We start from the raw sequence: 23,087 nt of genomic DNA, 5'->3' as shown, positions 1-23,087 counted from the left end.
ATCTATTCTGCTTCACCGACAACAGTAAAACGTTCGTTTATGTGCTGTGGATTTTCAATTTCATCTAAAACGGCAATTGCATAATCCGCATAACTGATATAACTTTCACCTTTTGAGTTTACAAGAAGATGATCTTTTCCTGACTTATAAGAACCCGTTCTTTTTCCTTCCGCATTAAATACGGCAGAGGGACTGATAAATGTCCATGTGATGTTAGTTGTTGTCTGTAATTCTTGCAAATTTCGTCCTTGACCTTTTGCTGTTGGTTTCACAAAATCAGGAAATTCAGGCGTATCAATTAGCTGAAGAGTTTTATTTTCATCGACGTAAAGGCTTCCAGCTCCTCCAACAACGATGATTCTTGTATCCGTTCCTTTCACTGCCTCGATTAAAGCATGCCCAGCATCGACATGCGCCTGCTCTTCTCCAAGTGGAGCGCCGAAAGCATTTACAACTACTTCAAACTGCTTAACATCATCTTGTGTAAGATCAAAAATATTTTTTTCGATTACCTCAGCGCTCGTATCTTTAAGTTTTGACTGATCCCTTACAATAGCCGTAACTTGATGTCCCCGACTGACTGCTTCCTTCAAAATAAGACCGCCTACTTTTCCACTTGCACCAATAATTCCAATTTTCATTCTTTAGTCCTCCTGCAAATATGACTTGTAATTAATTTGATTACCTGTAACTATTGTAGTTACACCTTGATTGGATGTCAACAGATTAAAAATATCAATTTTTATTATGATTAAGCTTTTAAGTTATAATATACTTGTAATCGAATGAATTACAGATGAACACACTAAATTTTTTTCTCCAATAAATAAGGAAGGTGCCTGAAGATGTCCATTAGCAGCAGATTTTCCGTTGGAATTCATATATTAACTCTAATTGAAATAAATAAAGATGGAGTAAGTTCATCTGAATATTTAGCACGAAGCGTAAATACGAACCCAGCCGTGATTAGAAAAATTATGGGGATGCTAAAAAAAGCAGGATTAATTATAGTACAACCTGGTATTGCAGGAGCAGAACTCGCAAAGGATTTATCGGATATTACATTGCTTGATGTTTATAAAGCGGTTAATGTTGTCAAGGACAACGAACTGTTTACCATTCACGAAAATCCGAACCCTGATTGTACTGTCGGAAGGAATATTCAACATACAATTGAACCACTCTTTTTAAGTGCCCAGACTGCAATGGAGAAGGTCCTCGAGAATGTAACCATTGAAGATGTAGTAAAGGATGTTATTGAAAAAGAGAAATGAACCTAAATGTAAGTAATTAGTAAAAGATATTCTTCTTTTGATTTATGCAAAAATTAAAAAAGACATACCCCATTAAAGGAGTATGTCTTTCATATTTGGTAATTATGCTTTACGAACGTTAGCTGCTTGTGCTCCACGTTGGCCTTGCTCAACGTCGAAAGTCACAGATTGGCCTTCTTCAAGAGATTTGAAACCTTCGCCTTGGATAGCTGAGAAATGAACGAAAACATCTTCTCCACCTTCGCGCTCGATGAATCCGAAGCCTTTTTCTGCATTAAACCATTTTACTTTACCTTTTTCCACTTTTGTTGCCTCCTAGTGTGTATGACACACATGTTAATACTATCCTTGATCTCAGTATCAAGACGAAAAGTTAAACTTATACTATTCTTTACACTGAACAAAAATAATTCTAATTAAGAATACCACTTATTCAAAATAATTACAAGCCTACTTTAGTGTTTTTTTAAAATAACTATTTGGGCTGCACTTAAACGACTTTTTTGTTCAACAGATCCGTAGCCTGATTTTCAGAAATCCCTTTAATAAAACCTAATTCACTGATGAAAATCTTCCTTGCGCTCTCCAGCAGCTGCTTTTCACTTTGATTAAGTGCCTTCTTTTTATTGATGCGCATTAGGTCCCGCACCACTTCAGCACATTCTTGAATATCGCCCGTTTTAAATTTTTCTAGGTTAATTTTATACCTTTCTTTCATGGAGAGATTGGTATCGGTTTGCCCATAATAAAAATTATGCAATACCTTTTCAAGCGTAATACTATCTGATACTAAGCGAATCCGTGATTTTTTTTCCTTACCAATAGGAACCATGACTTCCATTTTACTGCTAGGAATATTAATCACATAATACTGTTGTTTCTCACCTAGGATTTCCTTTTCTTCAATAGCCTCAATCACTCCGGCACCCTGCATCGGATAAACAATGAAATCGCCAATTTGAAACAACTACAGCACCTCCAAATTTAATACCTTTTTAATCGTATCATATAGAGAGGCTTTTATCAAATTTTTTATTTTAACACGAGTTGTCATATCAAGTCAATATATTTCTTTTCTGAAAAACTATATTTTTTCCTGTTTATTTTCTAAATCAATGTTAAATGTTTAGTAAGTGGCGGACTGCATAAGCAAACCCATTTTCATCATTTGTTTTCGTAATCATATCTACTTCCTGCTGAATAAAGAAAGGGGCGTTACCCATTGCTACAGAGGTAGTGGCCACTTTAAATTGGTCCAGGTCATTTCCACCATCACCAAATGCAAAAATCTCATCAAATTTTTGGTTCACCAACTCTTGGTACCGCAGCAAAGCGACTCCTTTATTCGCATCGGTCGAGGTAAACTCCACATTGTTCGGATGCGAAGAAGCCATTGACATATCAAATTTTCCCTCGACGGCTTTTTTTACTTGATCAATTTTCTCTAGCTGATCCACTCGTGATACAGCCATAACTTTATAAATTTTTAGATTTTCTTTTTCTAGAATTTGATCGTAATCATAATTTTGGAAGATCGGTGCGATTTCTTCAGGACTTTTATCTTGAAGCTCGGGATTTCTGCATGGAAAGCCGCCCTGATTGGTGTAGACCATGATCCATACACCGATTTCCTTTAAAATTGGCAGCAAATCTTTATAGATGGAAATGGGCAAGGAGGCTTCGTACAGGACATCTCCTGTTTTCGAATATAGTACCGTACCATTAATGCTAATAACCGGGAGTTTCAGCCTTCGCACAGCATCAAATTTTATGACATCTTCAAAAGCCCGGCCCGTGTTGATAATAATGCTATGCCCCTGTTCATGCAAGTCCTGTAAAACCTTGAAATTTTCTTCGGATATTTCATGGTTGGAATTCAGTAACGTTCCGTCTAAATCTATTGAAAAACATTTCATATTATTATTCCCTTTCTCATTTTGTAAGATAAAAAAAGCATACCCTTTTGCTAGAGTACACTTCAAGAGTTTATGTTTATATTTGTTCTACAAATATTGATCATTCATTTTACTTTTGCTACACCTAATGCGAAATGACTCCAAAGTATATCTTCTACTAATTCAGCTTGTGATTCTTCACAATCAATAATTAAGATTACTTCAGAATGTTTTCCTCTTAAAACTCTTTTCTTTTTCTTCATAACCAATTCCATAAAAAGACGAATCGCAAATCCAAGTACAAATCCAACAAAGGCACCAATCAATCCCCAATAAATTGGTCCCCAGGCTAATTTAAACCCCATACTTGCTCCAATAACTGAAAATGCTGTGGCTAGCGCCATTCCAATATCAATCAGGCTTGTTCCATCTGAGCGATGAAGATTATCAAAGATTTTACGGTCTTCTGCTCTATTATCCAAAGGAACAGCAAATATGCTTTCCTTTTTAATTCCTCTTTTTTCTAACGTTGAAATGGCCATTTCTAAAAATCCTGTGGTTTCAAATGTTGAAAATACCTGCATGTCGATCACTTCACTTTTTGTCCTTTTAGTATTTTGAAACCCTCCGATTGATAATTCTTGGTTAAGTGGAACCTTAGTTCCTTCTCGAAAAGCTTGTTATTCTCAACCGTATTAATGTAAGAATCATATATAGCAAACCCATAATGTGAAGGAATAAAAAGGAGCCATTCAGGTTTTAATACCGAGGTTGCTTCTTTAATTTTGCCTAAAAACAAGAGTACGATCGCCTCTTGAACATGTGAATAGTAAAAAAATACCACTAACCATATGATAACAAATAAAGCCGTTAAAATCCTATGTATATATAGTTGTCCCAGACCAGGCACAAACAAAGACCACATGACTGAAATGACGGGATTTCGGGTATCTAAGTAGTTAATCTCTAATGCTCCTAATGAGAACGTATTAAAACGGTGTTCCTCTCGCTCAGCTAAAAGATTGACCTTGTTCAAATCAACAGTTGTCCGATAACTGTCCCAAATAGCAAAAAGGTAAACAGGAATATACATAAGAAGCCACCTTGTATCTAACACTTCTTTTGCCATGTCAATTTTCCCTTGAAAGGAATAAATCATAGCAGAATTAACATGTGCATTCAGATTAACGACAACTTCCCAAATAAATAAAGCATATCCTCTAAGATATTTAGATAAAAGCATGTGCCCGAATCCCGGGAACGCTGCGGACCACCAAGCAATAATATAAGGATTTCTCAAATGCAGTTGAGTAGTTCCTAAAATACTAACATGGGCTTTATACCTTCTGGCAGTGTTGTCATTTGTGTAGCTATTCATAAATTCACCTTCAGGAACCATTTAATAGTAGGTTTCCAAATTTAGGATACATTTATTCGACTATAGGATTGAAACAAAAAAACCTTAGAAATATATTAACGGGTTTACTTCAGAGGTGCAAACGTAGTAAAACACATAGAAAAACGCACTTGAATTCACATAGGAATTCACAGTATATGAAATAATTATTGGAGGGTGTGTGAATTCTTTGTGATTTAGTAAGTGATTTACGTTGTAAAAACAAAGGTTATTGGATATTTATGTTAAAATGATATTATGGATACTGGAAAGTTTGTGAAATGATGTTCTTACGCTAACGAAGGCAGGATAATTGAATAAAGAAGATTGAAAGGAAAGTAATTCACAAAAAAAAGTGAGGTATAAAGGTGGACTTATTACTCTGGATAACTATTGGTTTCATAATAATCGGATTTGTTGTTCTCACTTCTATGAAAAAAGGTATGGAAAGTAAGCTCGCTTTTATAACAGCAAATATAGAAGACGAGGAAAGTTCAAAAAAATCAAAATCCATAATTTGGTGGATAGTGAGTACCACAGCTTGGGGAATAGTGAGTATGATTCTTATTGTTTGGTGGTTTCATAATCACTTTGGATAACTGTTGGTTTCAAATGTACTTCAACAAACGGGTACTTATGTTTAATAAGATAATACAAAAAAGCTTAGAGTTCAATTACTCTAAGCCTTATTGATTGCGAAATATACTGTTATTTGCGTTGTGAAATTTATGTTATTTGCTTTGTGATTAGGTCTGCGATATAAAATTTTGCACCTCACAAGTATACCCGTTAGAAATATATCTAAGGTTTTGTGATACTATAACAAAAATAACATTAATTAAAAATATCCCGCTTAGTAAACATCGAGCTAGCAAACCGCCACATTACTTTTGGTTTGGTCAACCATTGAATTTTTGCATCATTGTCCTGGTTTTCGAGCACTTTCTCTGCAAGGAATTTGGTTACCGGTTCTACCTTGTCACCCAAAATGTTAAAAATTTTCCGGTTGTGGTCGTCAAGCGATTTTCGTAAAAAATCTGTGGCGACCATCCCGGGACTCAGCGTACCGACCTTGATATTTGTCTGCTTGGCCTCGATTGCCAAAGAGCGGGTAAAATAGCTGACGGCACTTTTTGACGTTCCATACAACGTCATCTTTTCGCTCATCATGCCATTGCTGCCATAGCCCTCCATGTTAAAAATCTGTCCGTAGCCTTGTTTTAACATATGGTTAAAAGCCACATGGCAGCCATTCATGACACCTTTAAGGTTCGTTTGAATAACCTGATCGTACGCCTCTTTATCCAATTCCCAAAAGTACTTCCGCTCCTGGTCAATGCCGGCATTATTAATCCAAATATCAATGGTACGGAACTTTTGCTCGGCGTAATTCCATAATTGCTCCAAGTCGTCCCGTTTGGCGGCCGTTCCTGCAAACCCTTCCACTGTACCTGACTTAATTTCTTTTAGACTTTGCAATGCAGTATCAACACTTTTCTGTGATTGTCCATTGATCATGACCCGACATCCTGCCAATAAAAATTCCCGAGCCAGTCCGTAGCCAATTCCTCTAGTGCTCCCAGTAATGACAACATGCTTCATGTGCCTGCCAACTCCATTTCCATGAAAAAATCGATTACCTTCATTATAAGACTTTTTCCCTATGGACAAATGCTGCTGGCAAGCGTTAAATATTTAGATTTCGTGAACTTTTATAAAAAGATTTTAGAATTGTTGCTGTATTACAGTACAAATGCCTCTTCAAAATATGCTTTTGCTGTTTTTATCCCATTAATAAGTAAATCAATGTCTTCCTCCGTGTTGTAGAGATAGAAACTAGCACGAGCTGTTGCGGATACATTTAACCACTTCATTAATGGCTGGCAGCAGTGGTGTCCAGCGCGAATGGCAATTCCCTCTGAATCCAAAACGGTTGCCAAATCATGAGGGTGAACATGATCAACATTGAATGTAATCAATCCACCTCTTTGTTCAGGATCTTTTGGCCCATAGATGGAAATCCCTTCAATGGTGGACAGTTGTTCCAACGCGTAGCTGGTTAGTGTTCTCTCGTGAAGACGAATTTTTTCCAGTCCAATTTGCCCCAAAAAATCGATGGCAGCCCCAAGACCGATAGCTCCCGCTACGATTGGTGTGCCACCTTCAAACTTCCAAGGAACCTCTTTCCAAGTAGAGTCATACAACCCGACAAAATCAATCATTTCTCCCCCAAATTCAACCGGAGGCATATTTTCTAATAATTCTTTTTTGCCATATAACACGCCAATTCCAGTTGGACCCATCATTTTGTGGCCAGAAAACGCCAGGAAATCACAATTAAGATCTTGAACATCTACCCCAAGATGGGAAACACTTTGGGCGGCATCGATGCAAATGACTGCGCCTTGTTGATGGGCCAGCTTGGCGAGTTCTTTTATCGGATTAATGGTTCCTAATACATTTGAAACATGTGTAATTGAAATAAATTTTGTTTTAGCGGTGATTGATTTCTTCACATTGTTCAAATCGACCGTTCCATCTGATGACAAAGGAATGTACTTTAATACCGCCCCGATTTTTTTTGCGGCCTGCTGCCATGGGATCAGATTGCTATGATGCTCCATCTCGGTAATTAAAATTTCATCGCCCTCTTTGAGAAATTCCCTGACATAACTTTGAGCCACCAAATTTAACGAAGAAGTCGTTCCTCGTGTAAAAATAATTTCTTCCGTTTTCTTTGCGTTTATAAACGTTTTCACTTTTTCCCTTGCATCTTCGTATGCATCTGTTGCCTTCACGCCTAAAGTATGGACCCCTCTGTGTGGATTTGCATTGTAAGTTCGATAGTAGGTTGCCAGTGCATCAATTACCACCTTGGGCTTTTGTGAGGTGGCAGCGTTATCTAAATAGACTAAACGGTGTCCATTAACGGACTGATTCAAAATCGGGAAATGAGTTTTTATTTCTTTTAGGTTCATCTTTTATGCTCCTTTCACTCAATAATTTTATTTTGACAGCGAAAAGAGTATAATACAAATATAATTGTTCTTATAATAGTATAACTAAAGTGTTATAGGTGTGAGATTTTATGAATACCCATCATTTATCTGTTTTTAAAAGAGTCATGGAAACAGGGAATATTAGCCAGGTTGCAAAAGAAATCCATGTGAGCCAACCAGCGATCTCGATGATGCTAAAACGGCTTGAACAGGATGTAGGCGTCCACTTATATACAGTGGTTGGAAGAAATATAGCAGCAACAGACGCTGGTTTGACCTTACTGGAATATGCAGAAACGATTCTATCTTTAGAGGAGCAAGTATATCGAGCCATGGAGGAGTTTCAGCAAGGCAGCCGGGGAAGAATTGTTGTCGGTACTTCGCAAGTATTAGGGACCTATTTATTACCCAAAATGATCCTTTCCTTTAATCAAAGTCATACCAATATCACTGTCGATTTGGAAATAAGAGAAGATCAGGACATTGAAGGTTTAGTTAAAACCGGGAATATTGATATCGGGATCACCTTAACACCTCCAGAGGATCATTTTTCACTAAGAATACGGAAAATCTCTGATGATCAATTAATAGGGGTACAGCCTCCATTTCCGATTCATTCAAAAACTATATTTATTTCTTCTGACATTCCTTTTTTAATAGATGAGCTGGAGACAAAGATACTGTTTTCAACGGAGGCAGTAAAGCAGTTTGTAATCCAAGGAATGGGATATGGCGTAGTCTTAAAATCTGCGGTGGAGTTGGAGCTTTCTTGCGGGAAATTAAAGTACTGGGATGGATATGAAGCAAACTCCATGATAACCAATGTGATAACACGCCCAGCGGAACGTCTTTCTAAAAGTGTATGGTTTTTTTTGAACCATTTAACTGAAAATTAAATATGAAAATGTATACCAATTTGCACTGTAGTTTCAGTGCTTTTTGTTTTCAAAAAAATAGCCCAGCTCCTTATGGAACTAGGGCTTATTTGAGGTTTGTGCGAAATAAGATTGCTTTAGATTTAGCTACCATTTCTTGTTTATCGTTATAAATCGAACACTCCGTGTGAATTAACGTTCTTCCCAGTTTTTCAATTTTGGCATTTGCCATCAAGTATGTTCCAGTTGCGGGTTTCAAGAAAGAAACATTTAAATCAACTGTTACAGCTTGTTGTACACCGTCTTCATCCGCTGGCAACAGGTTTGAAACGGCTACATCAGCCAATGATGAAATAATCCCGCCATGTATAACCCCTGCACTATTAATGAACAGATCCTGAACGGGCAAGATAATTTGCAAATTATGATCATCAAGCTTGTTGTATTTTAATCCTAAAAACTCGTCAAATGGCTGTTTAATAAACATGTCATACACCTCTTATATATGCTAGATTTTGTATGTTTCATTTTAACATAATTACCCTATTTAGACTGAACATTCTGTCTTGTATGACGAATTATTATACTAAAATGATATTATATTTGCAGGGGGTCCGACAGCCATTCGTATCTGCCCTTTTAAAAGCTTAATTGAGTATTTTGGTCATGATAAAGTCCGTTTGTTCTTCATCCCCCATAAAAAAAGAGTGAGCTCCTGTTTGAACAAATCCCAATCTCTTATAAAAAGCAAGAGCATTTTCATTTTTTTCCCATACGCCTAGCCAGATTTTCTTTTTATTGCGTTCCGTCGCCATTTCTATCGCTTTATTTAGCAGAACTTTACCAAGCCCATGTTTTTGAAATTTGCTCTTTATGTAAATCCTCTCTACTTCAAGTGATTCATCGCCCATTTCTTCGGACTGGGCATCATCTATATTGACCTTTATATAGCCTGCGAGTTCATTGTTAAAATAAACAAAAAAGAATTGCGATGAACTATTGGATAATTCTTTTTCTAATTGGTTTAAGTTAAATGCCCTTTCCAAATAAGCAGCCATATTTTCAGGTGAATTCTGTTCTTTAAATGTCTCATTAAATGTTTCAATACTTATTTCTTGAAGTGTACGCAAATCCTCAAGGTTACACTGGTTTATTTGTATTGTCATGGAAATATGCAGCTCCCTACTATCATCAATAATTTCTTTTGTTTCCTTTATTATGTCGCCAATCGCCTTGATTGGCTACCCAAATAGTATCACCCTTCCGATTCGGGTAGCCAATACTGTTAAATAAAAAAAGCCAAAAATATGCACCATTAAAAGCATGCATATTTCCGGCTAATAAATCAATTATTTTTTGCTCAAATATTCATTTAGGAATTCTTTCGCTTTTTTACTGTCTGCCACCACTTTTAAACCAGTGTCAACTAAAGGACTTACCGTCGAAACAGCCTTCATTTTGTTTCCTTGGTAGAAGCTAATGAATTCATCTTGGTTTACAGAGTAAAGAATGGCTTTACGTAATGCCACGCTCTTAGAAACTTCGCGTCCATTCATGTTGAAGGCAAGGTAGGAAACCCCGTTACTCTTGTTTTGTTGCAGCGTTAATTTTTTATCTTCTTTTACTAGATTATATTTGGTTTCCGGCACACCATTAAAGATATGAATTTCGCCGTTCCGGAGTGTAGATAAAGCACTGTCTGCATCTTGGATGAATTTCACAACAATTTCATTTACTTTTGCTTCATATTCAGTACCCGGCATGTAAGCAGGATTTTTTACAAAATGGGCTTCATAATCATTTTTATAAGTTAAGATATATGGACCGCTAGCATAAAGGTGATTGTTGTAGCTTGCACCTTCTGTTATCGTTCTTTGATCGCCATATGGCACATCTTTGTTGATATCAAAGTTTGCTACATCATAGGTATTGATGCTTTCGACTTGTTTTTTCGAAACAATACCGGCAGATTGGTGAGCCAGATAGTTCAATACCTGCGGGAATGGATTCACAGTTGTGATTTTCACGACTTGGTACGCACTAGAATCGTTATTTGCTTGCGTTTTGTCGGTAACTAATTGCTTAATTTCTCCATTAATGCCCGCTTCTAATGCTTTACGGATGGTTTTGCCATCTGCTGTTTTTCCATCAAGCTCGCTTAAATCGTTAACGATGGAGATGGAGTCCATATTTTCATGAAGACTGTAGGTACGATGGTCCGGAACAGATTTTGAATCCTTTGCACGGTTCAGAGAAAAGACAACATCCTCTGCCCCAACACGTTCACCCGTATCTACCGCTTTTTTGTTGTTAACTGCCGCGAAATGAATATCATCGCGCAATAAGAAGTAGTAGTCTTTGCTTCCTTCAGCAATCGCGTGATTTAAAGAAAGTGAACCATCAGATACAACTTTATCATCGTCAGTTAGGTTTACCAAACGTACATACATGTTTGTATTTAACGTGTTGATAGAACCGTCATTCCCTTTAATCGGGTCTAGAGATGTTAAAGAAGCAATCTGCTGATGAACGATCAACGGCTGGGTAGCGCGTTTAGATGTGTCCACGAAGTCGTATTTTTCCCAAACTTGGGCCCTTGATTTTGGCAAGCGGACAGTTGATTCATTCACTACTTGGTTGTTCACCGCTTGAGCTTTATAGGATGTGAACATTGGGACAATGTAGGCATTGTCTAAAACCACGTGTTGTTCTAATTCTTTGTATGTTTTTTGGTATTCTTTAGGTAATTGCTTAGCGGCTTTTTCTACTAATTCATCCGCTTTTTTATCAGCAAATAAGCTATTGTCGCCATCTGATGTAAATAATGAACGAACGGCATAATCAGGGTTACCTGTTACAGTTGTCCAGCTATTTACCGATAAATCGTAGTTACCAGCTTCTTTTTGAGCTGTGAAGCTGCCGTAATCCGGTTGGATATTTAGCTTTACTTCAAAACCGTTTTTAGTCAGTTGGTCTCGCAAGATGTTCATACTATCTTCGCTAGTAGACATTCCTAAAATTTCAATCGTTGGTGCTTTTCCTTTTGGAGCTTGTTTTGCATCATCTTTTACATCTGATTCAGTTTTAACGCAGCCTGTTATAAATAACATGAATGCTGCTAGCAGAAAACCTAATTTCTTCATTTCTGTTCAACCTCCGTTGTGATTTTTTTAAAAGTGATCTATTGAAAAAATAAATCTACGAATCTAACTTTGGATCCAACGCATCCCGTAAACCATCCCCCAGGAAGTTAAAGGAAAGGACCAACAGAATAATGGCGATTCCAGGGAAGATAGCTAAATGCGGATTGGTTTCCAGATACATACTGCCGATTTTTAAAATATTTCCCCATTCCGGAATATGCGGTTCCACTCCCAAGCCTAAGAAACTTAAGGAGCTTGTAGCAATAACGGCACTGCCAATGGTTAACGAAGCTTTCACAATCATCGGGGCAAACGCATTTGGAACAATCTGTTTAAAAATAATTTTCCATTCGTTTTCTCCTAATGCTTTGGCTGCCTCAACAAATTCCAGATTGGAAACCATCAAGACATTCGCTCGCATCGTTCTTGCATATGTCGGAATCGAGCCGACGCTTAATGCTATGATTAAGTTAAAAGTACTCGATCCAAATGCCGCAATAATCGCAATCGCCAGCAAAATGCCTGGCACGGCATATAACACATCAAGTAAACGCATGATGATATTATCTATCGATTTTTGATAGTAGCCTGAGATGGCTCCTAAAAATCCGCCAATGACAAGTGGGATCAAGGTCGTCAATAAACCTACCACCAAGGAGATCCGTGCACCGAAAATGATTCTGGAGAAAACATCCCTGCCGAAATTATCGGTACCAAAGGGATGTGCCAAGTTTGGATCCAAAAGGAGTGCACCATAGTCGTTTTCTGTCGCAAAGGAACTGACAAAGGTTCCGTAGCTGGCGATTGAAATCGCCAACATTAAAAACACGAATAAAAATCCCAGCATGGCCGTAAAGTTGTTCGTCATGCTTATCCAGAATTTATTCCATTTATCAATGGTCGAAACATCAGTGCTGATTGATTTCATCACTAGGCTATAGCCTAAGATTAAACCGAAGAAATTCCCGGTTAAGCCAATCAAAAATGCGACAACGCCCAGCCATTTCAATAATGGCTTCACGCCCTGTTCCACATCCGCTTTCGCTAGGATGATGACCAAAATGAGTTCAATCACCATTGCCAAGATAAGCAGGATCATCGTTGGCATAAAAAGATTTGACACATATGGTTTAAACAAATTGAACAGGGAAATCGCGAAAACCAGAAATTGTGTCATGAACATATAGTAAGCAAGGGTATACTCAATCGAATTCTTCTTTTTCAACATGCGAAAGGCAAATGCCGCCGTAAAAAGATTCCCTGTAAATAAACTGAGCAGTTGAACAGCACTCAGAAGTCTTGTGCGCTTCTGAATCGTGCCATAGATCAATAAATCTTTTTTTAGAAGCAAGGCAATGGCCCCTTGCAGGATGGATGTAACAAAATAAGCAGCCGTTACCATCCCCCAGACGATACTCCAGGTCCCTTGTGCAAAATCATAAGCATTAAAGAGGAAGAGCAAAGTTAATGCGAACGAAAGACAAACTGAAAAATTTGCATTCTTATATTGTTGTGATTGTTTTAGGGCAAACTCCTGTTGTGTTGTCACTCCATTCACCTCTTAAGAACTTTTCATCTGAGAACGGATTCTCGGATTCAATAATGCATAGATAATATCAACCACAAGGTTTACAAGAGAGATCGTAATCGCAATATAGACAACCCCCGCTAAAATCGATGGAATGTCCGGAACAAATTGTTTATCAACGATATAGCTTCCGAGACCGCTAATATTGAAGACCTTCTCCGTAACGGCAGCGCCACCGAGCATTCCGCCAAACTGCAAGCCAATCACCGTAATAATTGGAATCATCGCATTCCTTAGGGCGTGCTGGATTAGAATTTTTCTAGGCTTAAGCCCTTTGGCCTTCGCTGTCACAATATAATCTTCATTGATGACTTCAAGTATGGATGAACGTGTCATCCGAGCAATCGATGCCGTCAGTCCTGTACCAAGGACAATGACCGGCATGATGATCGACAGCCAATCATTCGGTGAATAGGTTGCCGGTAACAAATGCCATTTAATCGAGAAGTTAAGAATGAAAACCAATCCCTGCCAAAAATTCGGAATCGACAACCCGATTAGTGCGATAAACATAAAACTGTAGTCCCAGATGGAATTCCGTTTCGCAGCAGAAATGATGCCGATTGGAATCGCCACCACGACAGCCATCAACAAGGAACATACCGCGATTATTAATGTAATGGGGAACTTATTGGCGATGCTTGCTGCAATGTTCTCATTTCCTGTGTAGGAAAACCCTAAATCAAAGGTGATAATTCCTTTGACCGCATCCGCAAGCTGCACCAAATACGGTTGATCCAGACCGTATTGATGATTAAATTCTTGTCGCTGCTCCATCGTAGCTGCCTCACCCAGGATGTTCGCTGCCGGATCTGAAGGTGAAAAATATAAAATAGTAAAAACGAAAATTGCTACCGAGATAATAACGAAAATCGTCATCACCAGCCGTTCGAGTATATATCGAAGCATCGGTCTTGAATAGCCCCATAAGAACAAGTACATCAGGATGCCCGGTATAAAACTAACCTTAACAAAGGCTGGATTTCTCAAACGCTCTCCAAAGAATGACAGATAAGAGGCATCTTTAATATTTTTCTCTGACAAACGAGCTTTAGCCATTTCCTCAGCTTGTATATCTGCTAGTTTTCTAGCTTCACGGCGCATCTCTAGCTCATCTATCGGCTTATTAAAATAGTTCATTTTACTTTTATATTGATCTTCATAACGGTCAATCCATTGGTCGTATACAGGAGACTGTTGCAATGCTTTCTTCTCTTTTTGGAGTAAATGCCCATAGGATGAAAGTTTATATGTAAGTTGATAAATGAGCCAGGTCACCAAATGGACAGGAAGTCCGAGCAGGATCAATAAATACTTGAATAATGGCTGTCTTATGATTCCTAAATAATTCTTTTCAAAACTAAACAATGATGGTTCATTATTTTGACCCTTTTCCGAAAGCAAATACTCACCCCCTTAGGACATTTTTTATTGTTGATAATTCCGAGTAGTTTAGTATATATTATATGTAACAGTGAAAAGTATAGTAATAAAATGATTGGATGTCAACTTAAAAAACACAAAATTATTAATACTAGAAATTGAGGCTATTCGACATGGACAAATTATTAACAGTCAACAATTTGCATATCTCTTTCCTTTCTAATAATGAAGTTTTCGAAGCGGTCAAGGGGGTTACTTTTGATGTCCGCAAAGGAGAAACACTCGGGATTGTGGGAGAATCCGGTTCTGGGAAAAGTGTGACAGCAAGGTCGATCATGCAGCTGCTTCCTTCTCCCCCGGCTTTGATGACAGAAGGCTCGATTGAATTTGACGGCAAACCTATCTCCACTTTTACCGATAGTGAAATGGAAAAAATCCGTGGTAAAGAAATCAGTATGATTTTCCAGGATCCGATGTCGTCATTAAACCCTACTATTAAAGTAGGTAAACAAATCGATGAAGTATTAATCAAACATCAGGGGCTTTCAGCAAAAGAGGCAAGGAAAGAATCTATCGAAATGTTAAAGCTCGTAGGTATAAAAAATCCGGAAGAACGCTACGATCAATACCCGCATGAGTTTTCAGGAGGTATGAGGCAGCGGGCCATGATTGCCATGGCCCTTGCCTGCCGGCCAAAGCTATTGATTGCCGATGAGCCGACGACCGCTCTCGATGTCACGATTCAGGCGCAGATCCTGCGTTTAATGAAAAAAATGCAAAAGCAGTTCGGAACTTCCATTATCTTAATTACCCATGATTTAGGGGTTGTTGCCGGGATGTGTGACCGGGTTGTTGTCATGAAAAATGGCGAAATCGTCGAAAGAAATACCACGGATAAGATTTTCTCCTCACCGGAGCATCCTTATACTAAAAAGCTTTTGAACGCCCTGCCTCGGTTAGATGAAAAGAAACATCCCAAGGGGGATATCGCTTTACCCGAAGATATCAATCCGGGCCGCGCATTAATTGAGGTACGGAAATTAAAACAAGTCTATCCGCTTGGCGGCGGAAGGACGTTAAAAGCGGTAGATTCGATTAGTTTTTCGATACAGCCAGGTGAAACGCTGGGGCTCGTTGGGGAATCCGGCTCTGGAAAATCGACAACCGGAAGACTGTTATTGCGTTTGCAAGAGGCAACGGAAGGAGAAATCCTTTATAAGGGAATGGCGGTCAACCGATTAAATAAGAAAGAACTGAAGCAGCTTCGCAAAGAAATTCAAATTATTTTCCAAGATCCTTATGCTTCACTTAACCCGCGTATGAAGGTACTGGATATTATCGGCCATTCCTTGGATATTCATAAATTGGTGAAAAACAAAGCCGAACGGAGGGCTCGTGTCGAGGAATTATTGGAACTTGTCGGCTTGGAAAAAGGACATGCGGATCGATTCCCACATGAATTTTCTGGCGGTCAGCGGCAGCGGATCGGCATTGCCCGGGCGCTGGCGGTTAATCCGAAATTCATTGTATGTGATGAACCGTTATCAGCATTGGACGTATCCTTGCAGGCTCAAATCGTGGATTTATTAAAGGACTTGCAGAAAAAGCTGGGGCTCACCTACTTATTTATTGCCCATGATCTTTCGATGGTCAAACACATCAGCGACCGAGTGGCCGTGATGAATGCCGGAAAAATTATTGAACTTGCCGAAAGTGAAGAGCTATACAGCAATCCGCTTCATCCCTATACGAAATCGCTGCTGGCAGCTGTTCCGGTTCCCGACCCAGCAATCGAGACGAACAAACTAAAGCAAGAAATGCCGGAAATGCCTCGTTTTGATTTCAGTCAACATGCTTTACAAGAGGTGAAACCCGGGCATTTTGTGCTAGCTTAATTTTGGGGGCAGTAGATTTGAATCTTAAAAGCAACCGCCGTCGTTTGATGGCGGTTGCTTCATGTTAAAATAAGCGCAGTCTTTCATTCATGCAACTGCTCCTTTATCCTATTATTTCAAAGCAATACAAATATTCTTCGCTTCCGTAAAAAACTCCATACTGTGATGGCCGCCCTCACGTCCAATCCCGCTCTTCTTAAATCCGCCAAACGGTGCGCGAAGGTCACGAACAAACCAGCAATTCACCCAAATCGTCCCTGCCCGCACTGCATGGGAAATTCGGTGTGCACGCTGCAGGTTTTGCGTCCAAACGACACCATTCAAACCATATTCCGTATCATTGGCAATTCGCAGGGCCTCTTCTTCTGTATCAAATGGGATGATCGTTACAACAGGTCCAAAAATCTCTTCTTGGCACATCCGTGACTTCGGATTTTCTGTCACATAAACGGTTGGTTCGAGATAATATCCATTTTGCAGATAGTCAGGAAGCTCCGGACGTTTTCCACCACAGATTAAAGCAGCGCCCTCTTCTTTCGCAATCTCAAAGTAACTCGTTACTTTTTTATAATGTTCTTCACTGACAAGCGGCCCCATTTTCGTGTCTTTATTTTGCGGGTCTCCCACTTTTAATTCCATTGCCGCTTTCTTAAACCTTTCCAGGAATTCTTCAAAAATGCTGCGCTGGACTAAAATCCTTGATCCGGCAAGACAGATTTGCCCTGAGTTCATAAAGGCCGCATGGATTGACCCAGGTATCGCTGTATCTAAATCTGCATCTTCAAACACGATATTAGCCGCTTTTCCACCCAGTTCAAAGGAAACTTTTTTAAGCGTATCCGCTCCATTTTTCAAAATCCTTCTTCCGGTTGCTGTTGAACCCGTAAAAGAGATCAAGTCAACTTCAGGATGTGTGGTCAGTGCCGTTCCTGCCACATTGCCCTGACCGTGAATCACGTTAACGACGCCATCTGGAATACCTGCTTCTTTGGCAATTTCACCAAGCAAAGAAACGGATAGCGGTGTCATCTCGGCTGGTTTAATGACAGCGGTATTCCCGGCAGCGAGGCATGGGCCAAGCTTCCAAGTTGTCAGCATAAACGGCACATTCCATGGAGTAATCAAAGCCGCCACTCCTACTGGCTCATAACGGGTATAGTTGATGTAATTTTCCTCCATTGGATAGGTTTCTCCGCCTTGCTTTTCAACAAAATCGGCAAAAAAACGGATATTGTGCGCTGCTCGGGGAACTTCGTGTTCAACGGCCGATTGATAGGGCTTCCCAACATCAATTGCGTCCAAGCGGGCTATTTCTTCTTTTCTCTCCATGATAATTTCGGCCATTCGGCGCAGTTTCTCACAACGCTCCGCTAACGTCATCGTCCTCCATGGGCCATTTTCAAAAGCCTCTCTGGCTGCCCGGCAAGCTTTATCGACATCTTGCTCGGTTGCTTCGCTAACCCTTGCGATTACCTCCTGTGTTGCAGGATTTTTCACTTCAAACGTGACACCATTACTCGATTTCACATACTGTCCATTAATATACAAACCCACTTCTCTTACACCAGTTTGAACGTTTGTCATTTTGCTACCTCATTTCTCTTCTTAACCGATTCCCCGGCAATTCCCCAGTGCTCTGGTTCTACCTCCTGAATCATGACGCGGACATTCTGGACTGGTGCCTCCAATATTTCAGAAACCAAATCGGTTACTTCACGGATTAATCGTTCTTTTTTTTCCGGCGGTCTTCCTTTAAGAATATTTATTTTAACAAATGGCATAAAACAGTTCCCCCTTCTACTTGACGTTATTCAGTGAATACTGCTTCTACCGAGCCGATTCTGTCAAAGCTCGCCGAAAAATGATCACCAGCTGCTATGGCAAAGGCCCCCGATAGCGCACCGCTTAACACCACTTCACCTGGTTGAACACTTTGTCCGACCTTATACAATTTATTGACCATCCAGGCAATCGCTCTTGCCGGATGGCCCATCACGGCAGCACCTGCGCCGGTCGCGACCACTTCACCGTTCTTCCTAAACACCATCCCCATCAGTTTTAAATCTAATTGATTAGGTGAATAAAACCTTTCACCAATGATAAAACGAGATGATGAAGAATTATCCGCAACTGCATCCGGAAGTGTAAAGCTAAAGCCTTGAAACCTGCTGTCAATGATCTCTACTGCAGGAGCGATATAGTCTGTAGCAGTAAGCACATCCGCCACCGTTACATGCGATCCTTTTAATTCCTTCCCAAAAATGAAAGCCAATTCAGGTTCTAGTTTTGCATGAATAAAAGGAGAAATGGAAATAGGCTCCCCTTCAAATAATTGCATGCTCTCAAGCAGAACGCCGTAAGACGGCTCATGGACACCCATCATGACCTGTTTTGCTTTACTGGTTAAACCGAGCTTGCGGCCAACCCTTTTTGTATTTTCTTCCTTACATTTAATTTCAATCAATCGTTCTTGTACTCTGTAGGCCAACGCCTCATCCAATTCAGGATATTGCTCGACAAATTTATCAACCGAATACCCATGTTTCTCCGCCTTGAATAGTTCATTGGCAATGACATCTACTACATCCGTTTTCAGCATATTTTTCACCTCATCCCCTTTACCGCTTAAATGTTGCGCTTACCGAGCCAATATGGGCAAATTCAGCAGTAAATGTGTCTTGGTCTTCAATTTCAACAGCGCTGGTCAGGGCACCGGACAGGATGATTTCTCCCGCTTTTAAAGAAACATCATATTTTCCTAGAGAGTTCGCAAGCCAGGCGACGGCACGTAACGGGTTGCCTAGCACAGCCGCGCCTGCTGCGGTTTCGATCATTTCGCCGTTTTTATAGATCACCATTCCGATATGGGTTAAATCAACACCATCAAGCTTCGTTGGTTTTCCACCGATGATGGCGCTGGCAGAAGAGCCATTATCCGCTACTGTGTCTTCAAACTTAATCTTCCAATCTGAGATCCTACTGTCAATTACTTCAATGGCGGGGACAATATAATCCGTGGCCTCGACCACGTCCATGATGGTCACATTCGGACCCTTTAAATCTTTCTTTAAAATAAAGGCAATCTCGCACTCTACTTTCGGCTGAATGTATTGGTCCAACGGAATCGTGTCTCCCTCGACAAACATCATATCGTCTAAAAGATGGCCGTAATCCGGCTGATTGACACCAAACATATTTTGTATCGCCTTACTTGTGGCCCCAATTTTTTTCCCGACAATCTTGGCACCGTTTTCCACTTTAAGGCGGGTGATCTCTAGTTGAGTTTGGTATGCTTCATCTACCGTTATTTCGGGATAAGTCACGGTTAACGGTTCAATCGCCTTCTTCGTTTCTTCCGCCTGAAGTAGCCTCGCCGCAGCTTCTTGTATCATCATCAAATTCACACCCTTGTTAAAAAACTTAATTAGACCTTGATCCCTTTTTTCGCAGCGATTTCAACCGCCACATCCAAAATCCAATCTTCTTGGCCAGCAATGGCTTGACGTTTCCCTAGTTCTGCCATGATTTCCGACACATTTACACCAAATTTTTCAGCGGCGTGTCTTACGTGTAACAAGAAGCTGTTATATACGCCTGCATATCCACTCGATATATTGTCGCGATCTAGAATCATTTGGGCTGGCAGGATGGGTGCAATCACCTCTTCTGCTAAATCCAATAATGCTGAAAGGCTAATTCCGGTGTCGATATTCATTTTATTTAAAACTGCCACAAGTATTTCTGTTGGCGCGTTACCAGGTCCTGCTCCTAGTCCCCTTAACGTTCCATCAATCTGATCCGCTCCTTCATCCAAGGCAGCCAATGTATTACCAATCGCTAATCCAAGATTATTATGAGCATGGAAGCCTACATCAATGGAAAGTGCCTCTTTTAATGCTGAGACTCGTTCCTTTACGCCCACAGGAACAAGAGCGCCTGCCGAATCCACCACATAAACACAATCCGCTCCGTATGATTCCATCAATTTTGCCTGTTTTGCAAGCACTTTACCTGATTGGGTGTGGGCCATCATTAAAAAGCCCACTGCCTCAATTCCTAATTCTTTCGCCAAGCGGAAGTATTGCTCCGTCACATCCGCTTCGGTACAATGTACAGCAATCCGAATGGTGTTGATGCCAATTTCAACCGCATGTCGCAATTCCTCACTTGTGCCGATACCCGGTACAAATAAGGAAGCGATTTTTGCCTGTTTTGCGGTTTCAACCGCTGTTTTAATTAAGTCAAATTCCGAATGAAGAGAAAATCCTTGTTGAATGGTTGAACCATTCAATCCCGCTCCATGGCTGACTTCAATGACAGGCACTCCCGCTTCGTCAAGTCTTTTGACTACATTCTTTATTACTTCAGGAGAAAAACTATGACTGACAGCGTGTGAACCGTCCCTAAGTGTTGTATCGGTAATTCTAGGAATTTTCATCGTTGGACCTCCTTTGTCTCAATAAATGCTTGAGCATACAATTCTCCAACCTTTCGGGCGGATGCTGTCATAATATCTAAATTGCCTGCATAGGTCGGAAAGAAATCTCCTTCTCCTTCCACTTCATTCATGATGACTACCATTGGCAATCGTCCCCAAGGCGTTTCACGGTAATCAACGAATGGTTCGCCTTTTAAGCGGTATCCAGGAACGTAAGAGGAAACTTCTTCGATCATTTCTAGGACCGATTTCTTTACAGCATCTACATCAAAATCGTGATCTTTGATGACGGCATAAACGGTATTTGTCATGGTGATTGGAGGCTCGGCTGAATTAAAGACGGGAATCGCCCGCGCCATGTTGGCCCCGCCAATTTTCATAAGGGCATTAGCTGTCGTTCTCGTGAATTCATCGACATTTTGTCTTGTCCCCGGCCCAATCGCAAGGCTGGCGACTGTGGCAATAATTTCTGCATAATGGACCGGGACTACACGGGAAACCGCATATACAAGTGGAGTGGTCGCCTGCCCGGCACAGGATACCATGTTTACATTTTTGGCTTCAATATGTTGATCCAGGTTTACCGGTGGGACCAAATAAGGACCAACCGCTGCCGGAGTTAAATCGACAGCCATTTTTCCTACTGAACGCAAGAGTTCCGCAGCTTGCAAATGTGCTTTTGCGCTTGTGGCATCGAAGACAATCTTAATTTCCGTATCCTCCAAAATATCTTTAATGCCTTCATGGCTAGTGCGAATTCCCATTTCACGTGCTCTAACCAATCCTTCTGAATCGGGGACAATCCCTGCCATGAGCGACAGTTCCAGATTCCCATCATTCTTTAAAATTTTGTACATTAGATCTGTTCCGATGTTTCCGGAACCTAATATGGCAGCTTTCACTTTGGTCATTTGCTGCACACCTTCCTCTCTTCCTCTATTGATTTCAATAATAATAGAGATAAATTGGCTGAACAATTTCGTTGTCCCTGTATAGTGGACATTTTCCGAATTTTTTATATAATCAAAATAAAGGGGCGTGGATAAATGGAAAAAGAAAATGCACTTTCTTCTGTAAGCAATGCCATAAAAATTCTTCGTTCTTTCAAGATGGAACAGCCTCAAAAAGGCGTTCGTGAGCTTGCAGCTGAACTGGGGTTAGGAAAAAGCAGTGTCCAGAGAATACTAGCAACATTGGCCAAAGAGGGATTAGTCCGAAAGAATAGCGAAACAAACAAATATGAACTTGGTTTATCCGTGCTCGAATTAAGTTCCATCGTATTAGGACATATTGATCTCCATACTGAAGCACTGCCGATCATTACAAAAATAGCGAATACCTTCAAAGAAACCTCTCATCTTGCTATCTTAGATAACCTTGAAATCATTTACTTATGCAAAGTAGAGGGTGAAAACTCGATTAAATTAGTCTCGCATCCCGGTCTTCACTACCATACCCATTGCACGAGTTCAGGAAAATTATTACTAGCATTTAGTGAACCTTTTCTAGTAGATTCCATTTTGAGAAATGGATTAAAAAAATATACCTCTAAAACAATCACTGACCCAGATATGTTTCGCCGAGAATTGAAGCAAATCTATCAAAAGGGCTATTCAGTTAGCAACGGTGAACTTCGAAATGATATTAGCTCTCTATCTGCACCGGTTCGAGATTATACTGGCAAAGTAATTGCAGCTATAAACTTAGTTGGGCCAAGTAATCGGCTTTCCAATCGAAGGGTTGAATTGATGGCACCTGAATTAATCCGGTCCGGGGAGTTAATTTCAGATAGAATGGGGTATTGGAAACGATGATCAGTACGCAGTTTTTTATTGAAACGGTGACCGGGACGTGTGTTTTTTACATGGCACTGGCACTATAAGCCTTTCATAGTGACCCGCACGAGAGTTTTTTCCTTGGCACGGTCACTATGAGCCTTTCATAGTGACCAGTACATGAATTTTTTCCTTCGCACGGGCACTATGAGCCTTTCATAGTGACCCGCACGCGAGTTTTTTCCTTGGCACGGTCACTATGAACCTGTCATAGTGACCAATACGGAAGTTTTTTCCTTGGCACGGGCACTATGAACCTGTCATAGTGACCAGCACATGAATTTTTTCCTTCGCACGGGCACTATGAGCCTTACATAGTGACCCGCACGCGAGTTTTTTCCTTAGCACGGGCACTATGAACCTGTC

General features: G+C 40.2%; 24 protein-coding genes. 5 read left to right on the top strand and 19 right to left on the bottom strand.

Annotated features, from left to right (window positions below):
* Nucleotides 1-2: 2 nt before the first annotated feature.
* A complete protein-coding gene (locus AR334_RS08285; protein ID WP_066307990.1) occupies nucleotides 3-641 on the bottom strand; it encodes an NAD(P)-dependent oxidoreductase in 639 nt (212 codons plus the stop codon).
* 204 nt (nucleotides 642-845) lie between these two features.
* On the opposite strand from AR334_RS08285, the gene AR334_RS08280 reads away from it, so the two are divergent.
* Nucleotides 846-1,274, top strand: coding sequence for an Rrf2 family transcriptional regulator (locus AR334_RS08280; protein WP_066307988.1), 429 nt, complete (start codon nucleotides 846-848; stop codon nucleotides 1,272-1,274).
* A 102-nt stretch (nucleotides 1,275-1,376) separates the two neighbouring features.
* Here AR334_RS08280 and AR334_RS08275 read toward each other — a convergent pair whose 3' ends face one another.
* The 5 genes from AR334_RS08275 to AR334_RS08255 all read right to left on the bottom strand — a co-directional run bounded on the left by AR334_RS08275 (nucleotide 1,377) and on the right by AR334_RS08255 (nucleotide 4,547).
* Nucleotides 1,377-1,577: a cold-shock protein gene (locus AR334_RS08275; protein ID WP_066307977.1), complete on the bottom strand. Its 201-nt coding sequence runs from the start codon at nucleotides 1,575-1,577 to the stop codon at nucleotides 1,377-1,379.
* Between the two features lie 187 nt (nucleotides 1,578-1,764).
* Nucleotides 1,765-2,241: a CarD family transcriptional regulator gene (locus tag AR334_RS08270; protein ID WP_172799184.1), complete on the bottom strand. Its 477-nt coding sequence runs from the start codon at nucleotides 2,239-2,241 to the stop codon at nucleotides 1,765-1,767.
* Between the two features lie 151 nt (nucleotides 2,242-2,392).
* Nucleotides 2,393-3,190 (bottom strand): HAD family hydrolase, encoded by a 798-nt coding sequence (locus AR334_RS08265; RefSeq protein WP_066307972.1) that lies wholly within the window; start codon nucleotides 3,188-3,190, stop codon nucleotides 2,393-2,395.
* 104 nt (nucleotides 3,191-3,294) lie between these two features.
* Nucleotides 3,295-3,753 carry a hypothetical protein gene (locus AR334_RS08260; protein ID WP_066309312.1) on the bottom strand — a complete coding sequence of 153 codons (459 nt, stop codon included), beginning with the start codon at nucleotides 3,751-3,753 and terminating at the stop codon, nucleotides 3,295-3,297.
* A gap of 5 nt (nucleotides 3,754-3,758) precedes the next feature.
* The gene (locus tag AR334_RS08255; RefSeq protein ID WP_066309313.1) at nucleotides 3,759-4,547 is read right to left on the bottom strand and encodes a hypothetical protein; all 789 of its coding nucleotides are present in this window, start codon (nucleotides 4,545-4,547) and stop codon (nucleotides 3,759-3,761) included.
* Nucleotides 4,548-4,933: 386 nt separating this feature from the next.
* Between AR334_RS08255 and AR334_RS30315 the strand changes: the two genes are divergently transcribed.
* Nucleotides 4,934-5,164, top strand: coding sequence for a hypothetical protein (locus AR334_RS30315; RefSeq protein ID WP_066307966.1), 231 nt, complete (start codon nucleotides 4,934-4,936; stop codon nucleotides 5,162-5,164).
* A gap of 235 nt (nucleotides 5,165-5,399) precedes the next feature.
* Here AR334_RS30315 and AR334_RS08245 read toward each other — a convergent pair whose 3' ends face one another.
* Nucleotides 5,400-6,167, bottom strand: coding sequence for an SDR family oxidoreductase (locus tag AR334_RS08245; protein WP_066307964.1), 768 nt, complete (start codon nucleotides 6,165-6,167; stop codon nucleotides 5,400-5,402).
* Between the two features lie 140 nt (nucleotides 6,168-6,307).
* Nucleotides 6,308-7,543: a cysteine desulfurase gene (locus tag AR334_RS08240; RefSeq protein ID WP_066307961.1), complete on the bottom strand. Its 1,236-nt coding sequence runs from the start codon at nucleotides 7,541-7,543 to the stop codon at nucleotides 6,308-6,310.
* A gap of 110 nt (nucleotides 7,544-7,653) precedes the next feature.
* On the opposite strand from AR334_RS08240, the gene AR334_RS08235 reads away from it, so the two are divergent.
* The gene (locus AR334_RS08235) at nucleotides 7,654-8,460 is read left to right on the top strand and encodes a LysR family transcriptional regulator (RefSeq protein ID WP_066307958.1); all 807 of its coding nucleotides are present in this window, start codon (nucleotides 7,654-7,656) and stop codon (nucleotides 8,458-8,460) included.
* 85 nt (nucleotides 8,461-8,545) lie between these two features.
* Here AR334_RS08235 and AR334_RS08230 read toward each other — a convergent pair whose 3' ends face one another.
* The 5 genes from AR334_RS08230 to AR334_RS08210 form a co-directional block, all read right to left on the bottom strand.
* A complete protein-coding gene (locus AR334_RS08230) occupies nucleotides 8,546-8,926 on the bottom strand; it encodes a PaaI family thioesterase (RefSeq protein WP_066307952.1) in 381 nt (126 codons plus the stop codon).
* Between the two features lie 160 nt (nucleotides 8,927-9,086).
* On the bottom strand, nucleotides 9,087-9,605 hold the full coding sequence (locus AR334_RS08225; protein ID WP_066307950.1) for a GNAT family N-acetyltransferase: 519 nt from the start codon (nucleotides 9,603-9,605) through the stop codon (nucleotides 9,087-9,089).
* A 183-nt stretch (nucleotides 9,606-9,788) separates the two neighbouring features.
* The gene (locus AR334_RS08220; protein ID WP_066307944.1) at nucleotides 9,789-11,582 is read right to left on the bottom strand and encodes an ABC transporter substrate-binding protein; all 1,794 of its coding nucleotides are present in this window, start codon (nucleotides 11,580-11,582) and stop codon (nucleotides 9,789-9,791) included.
* A gap of 55 nt (nucleotides 11,583-11,637) precedes the next feature.
* A complete protein-coding gene (locus AR334_RS08215) occupies nucleotides 11,638-13,131 on the bottom strand; it encodes an ABC transporter permease (protein ID WP_066307941.1) in 1,494 nt (497 codons plus the stop codon).
* 12 nt (nucleotides 13,132-13,143) lie between these two features.
* Nucleotides 13,144-14,574: an ABC transporter permease gene (locus tag AR334_RS08210; protein WP_253701223.1), complete on the bottom strand. Its 1,431-nt coding sequence runs from the start codon at nucleotides 14,572-14,574 to the stop codon at nucleotides 13,144-13,146.
* 152 nt (nucleotides 14,575-14,726) lie between these two features.
* Between AR334_RS08210 and AR334_RS08205 the strand changes: the two genes are divergently transcribed.
* Nucleotides 14,727-16,448: an ABC transporter ATP-binding protein gene (locus AR334_RS08205; protein WP_066307936.1), complete on the top strand. Its 1,722-nt coding sequence runs from the start codon at nucleotides 14,727-14,729 to the stop codon at nucleotides 16,446-16,448.
* Nucleotides 16,449-16,559: 111 nt separating this feature from the next.
* On the opposite strand, the gene AR334_RS08200 is transcribed toward AR334_RS08205, so the two are convergent.
* The 6 genes from AR334_RS08200 to AR334_RS08175 are packed head-to-tail and all read right to left on the bottom strand — an operon-like array spanning nucleotide 16,560 to nucleotide 21,797.
* Nucleotides 16,560-18,032: an aldehyde dehydrogenase gene (locus AR334_RS08200; RefSeq protein ID WP_066307934.1), complete on the bottom strand. Its 1,473-nt coding sequence runs from the start codon at nucleotides 18,030-18,032 to the stop codon at nucleotides 16,560-16,562.
* The gene (locus AR334_RS08195; RefSeq protein WP_066307931.1) at nucleotides 18,029-18,229 is read right to left on the bottom strand and encodes a 2-hydroxymuconate tautomerase; all 201 of its coding nucleotides are present in this window, start codon (nucleotides 18,227-18,229) and stop codon (nucleotides 18,029-18,031) included. The genes AR334_RS08200 and AR334_RS08195 overlap by 4 nt, the downstream gene beginning before the upstream one ends.
* A 26-nt stretch (nucleotides 18,230-18,255) precedes the next feature.
* On the bottom strand, nucleotides 18,256-19,047 hold the full coding sequence (locus AR334_RS08190) for a 2-keto-4-pentenoate hydratase (RefSeq protein ID WP_066307928.1): 792 nt from the start codon (nucleotides 19,045-19,047) through the stop codon (nucleotides 18,256-18,258).
* A 19-nt stretch (nucleotides 19,048-19,066) separates the two neighbouring features.
* A complete protein-coding gene (locus AR334_RS08185; protein ID WP_066307921.1) occupies nucleotides 19,067-19,843 on the bottom strand; it encodes a 2-keto-4-pentenoate hydratase in 777 nt (258 codons plus the stop codon).
* A gap of 29 nt (nucleotides 19,844-19,872) precedes the next feature.
* Nucleotides 19,873-20,886, bottom strand: a complete 1,014-nt coding sequence (gene dmpG / locus AR334_RS08180) for a 4-hydroxy-2-oxovalerate aldolase (RefSeq protein WP_066307920.1) — start codon at nucleotides 20,884-20,886, stop codon at nucleotides 19,873-19,875.
* Complete coding sequence (locus AR334_RS08175) at nucleotides 20,883-21,797, bottom strand: acetaldehyde dehydrogenase (acetylating) (RefSeq protein ID WP_066309307.1); 915 nt, start codon at nucleotides 21,795-21,797, stop codon at nucleotides 20,883-20,885. The genes dmpG and AR334_RS08175 overlap by 4 nt, the downstream gene beginning before the upstream one ends.
* A 135-nt stretch (nucleotides 21,798-21,932) precedes the next feature.
* On the opposite strand from AR334_RS08175, the gene AR334_RS08170 reads away from it, so the two are divergent.
* Nucleotides 21,933-22,700 carry an IclR family transcriptional regulator gene (locus AR334_RS08170; RefSeq protein WP_066307918.1) on the top strand — a complete coding sequence of 256 codons (768 nt, stop codon included), beginning with the start codon at nucleotides 21,933-21,935 and terminating at the stop codon, nucleotides 22,698-22,700.
* Nucleotides 22,701-23,087 lie beyond the last annotated feature (387 nt).

The organism is Bacillus sp. FJAT-29814, from assembly GCF_001510715.1.
GTDB lineage: Bacteria > Bacillota > Bacilli > Bacillales > Cytobacillaceae > Neobacillus.
Note: the sequence above shows the minus strand (reverse complement) of the source record. Positions and strands in the feature narration are given on the sequence as shown.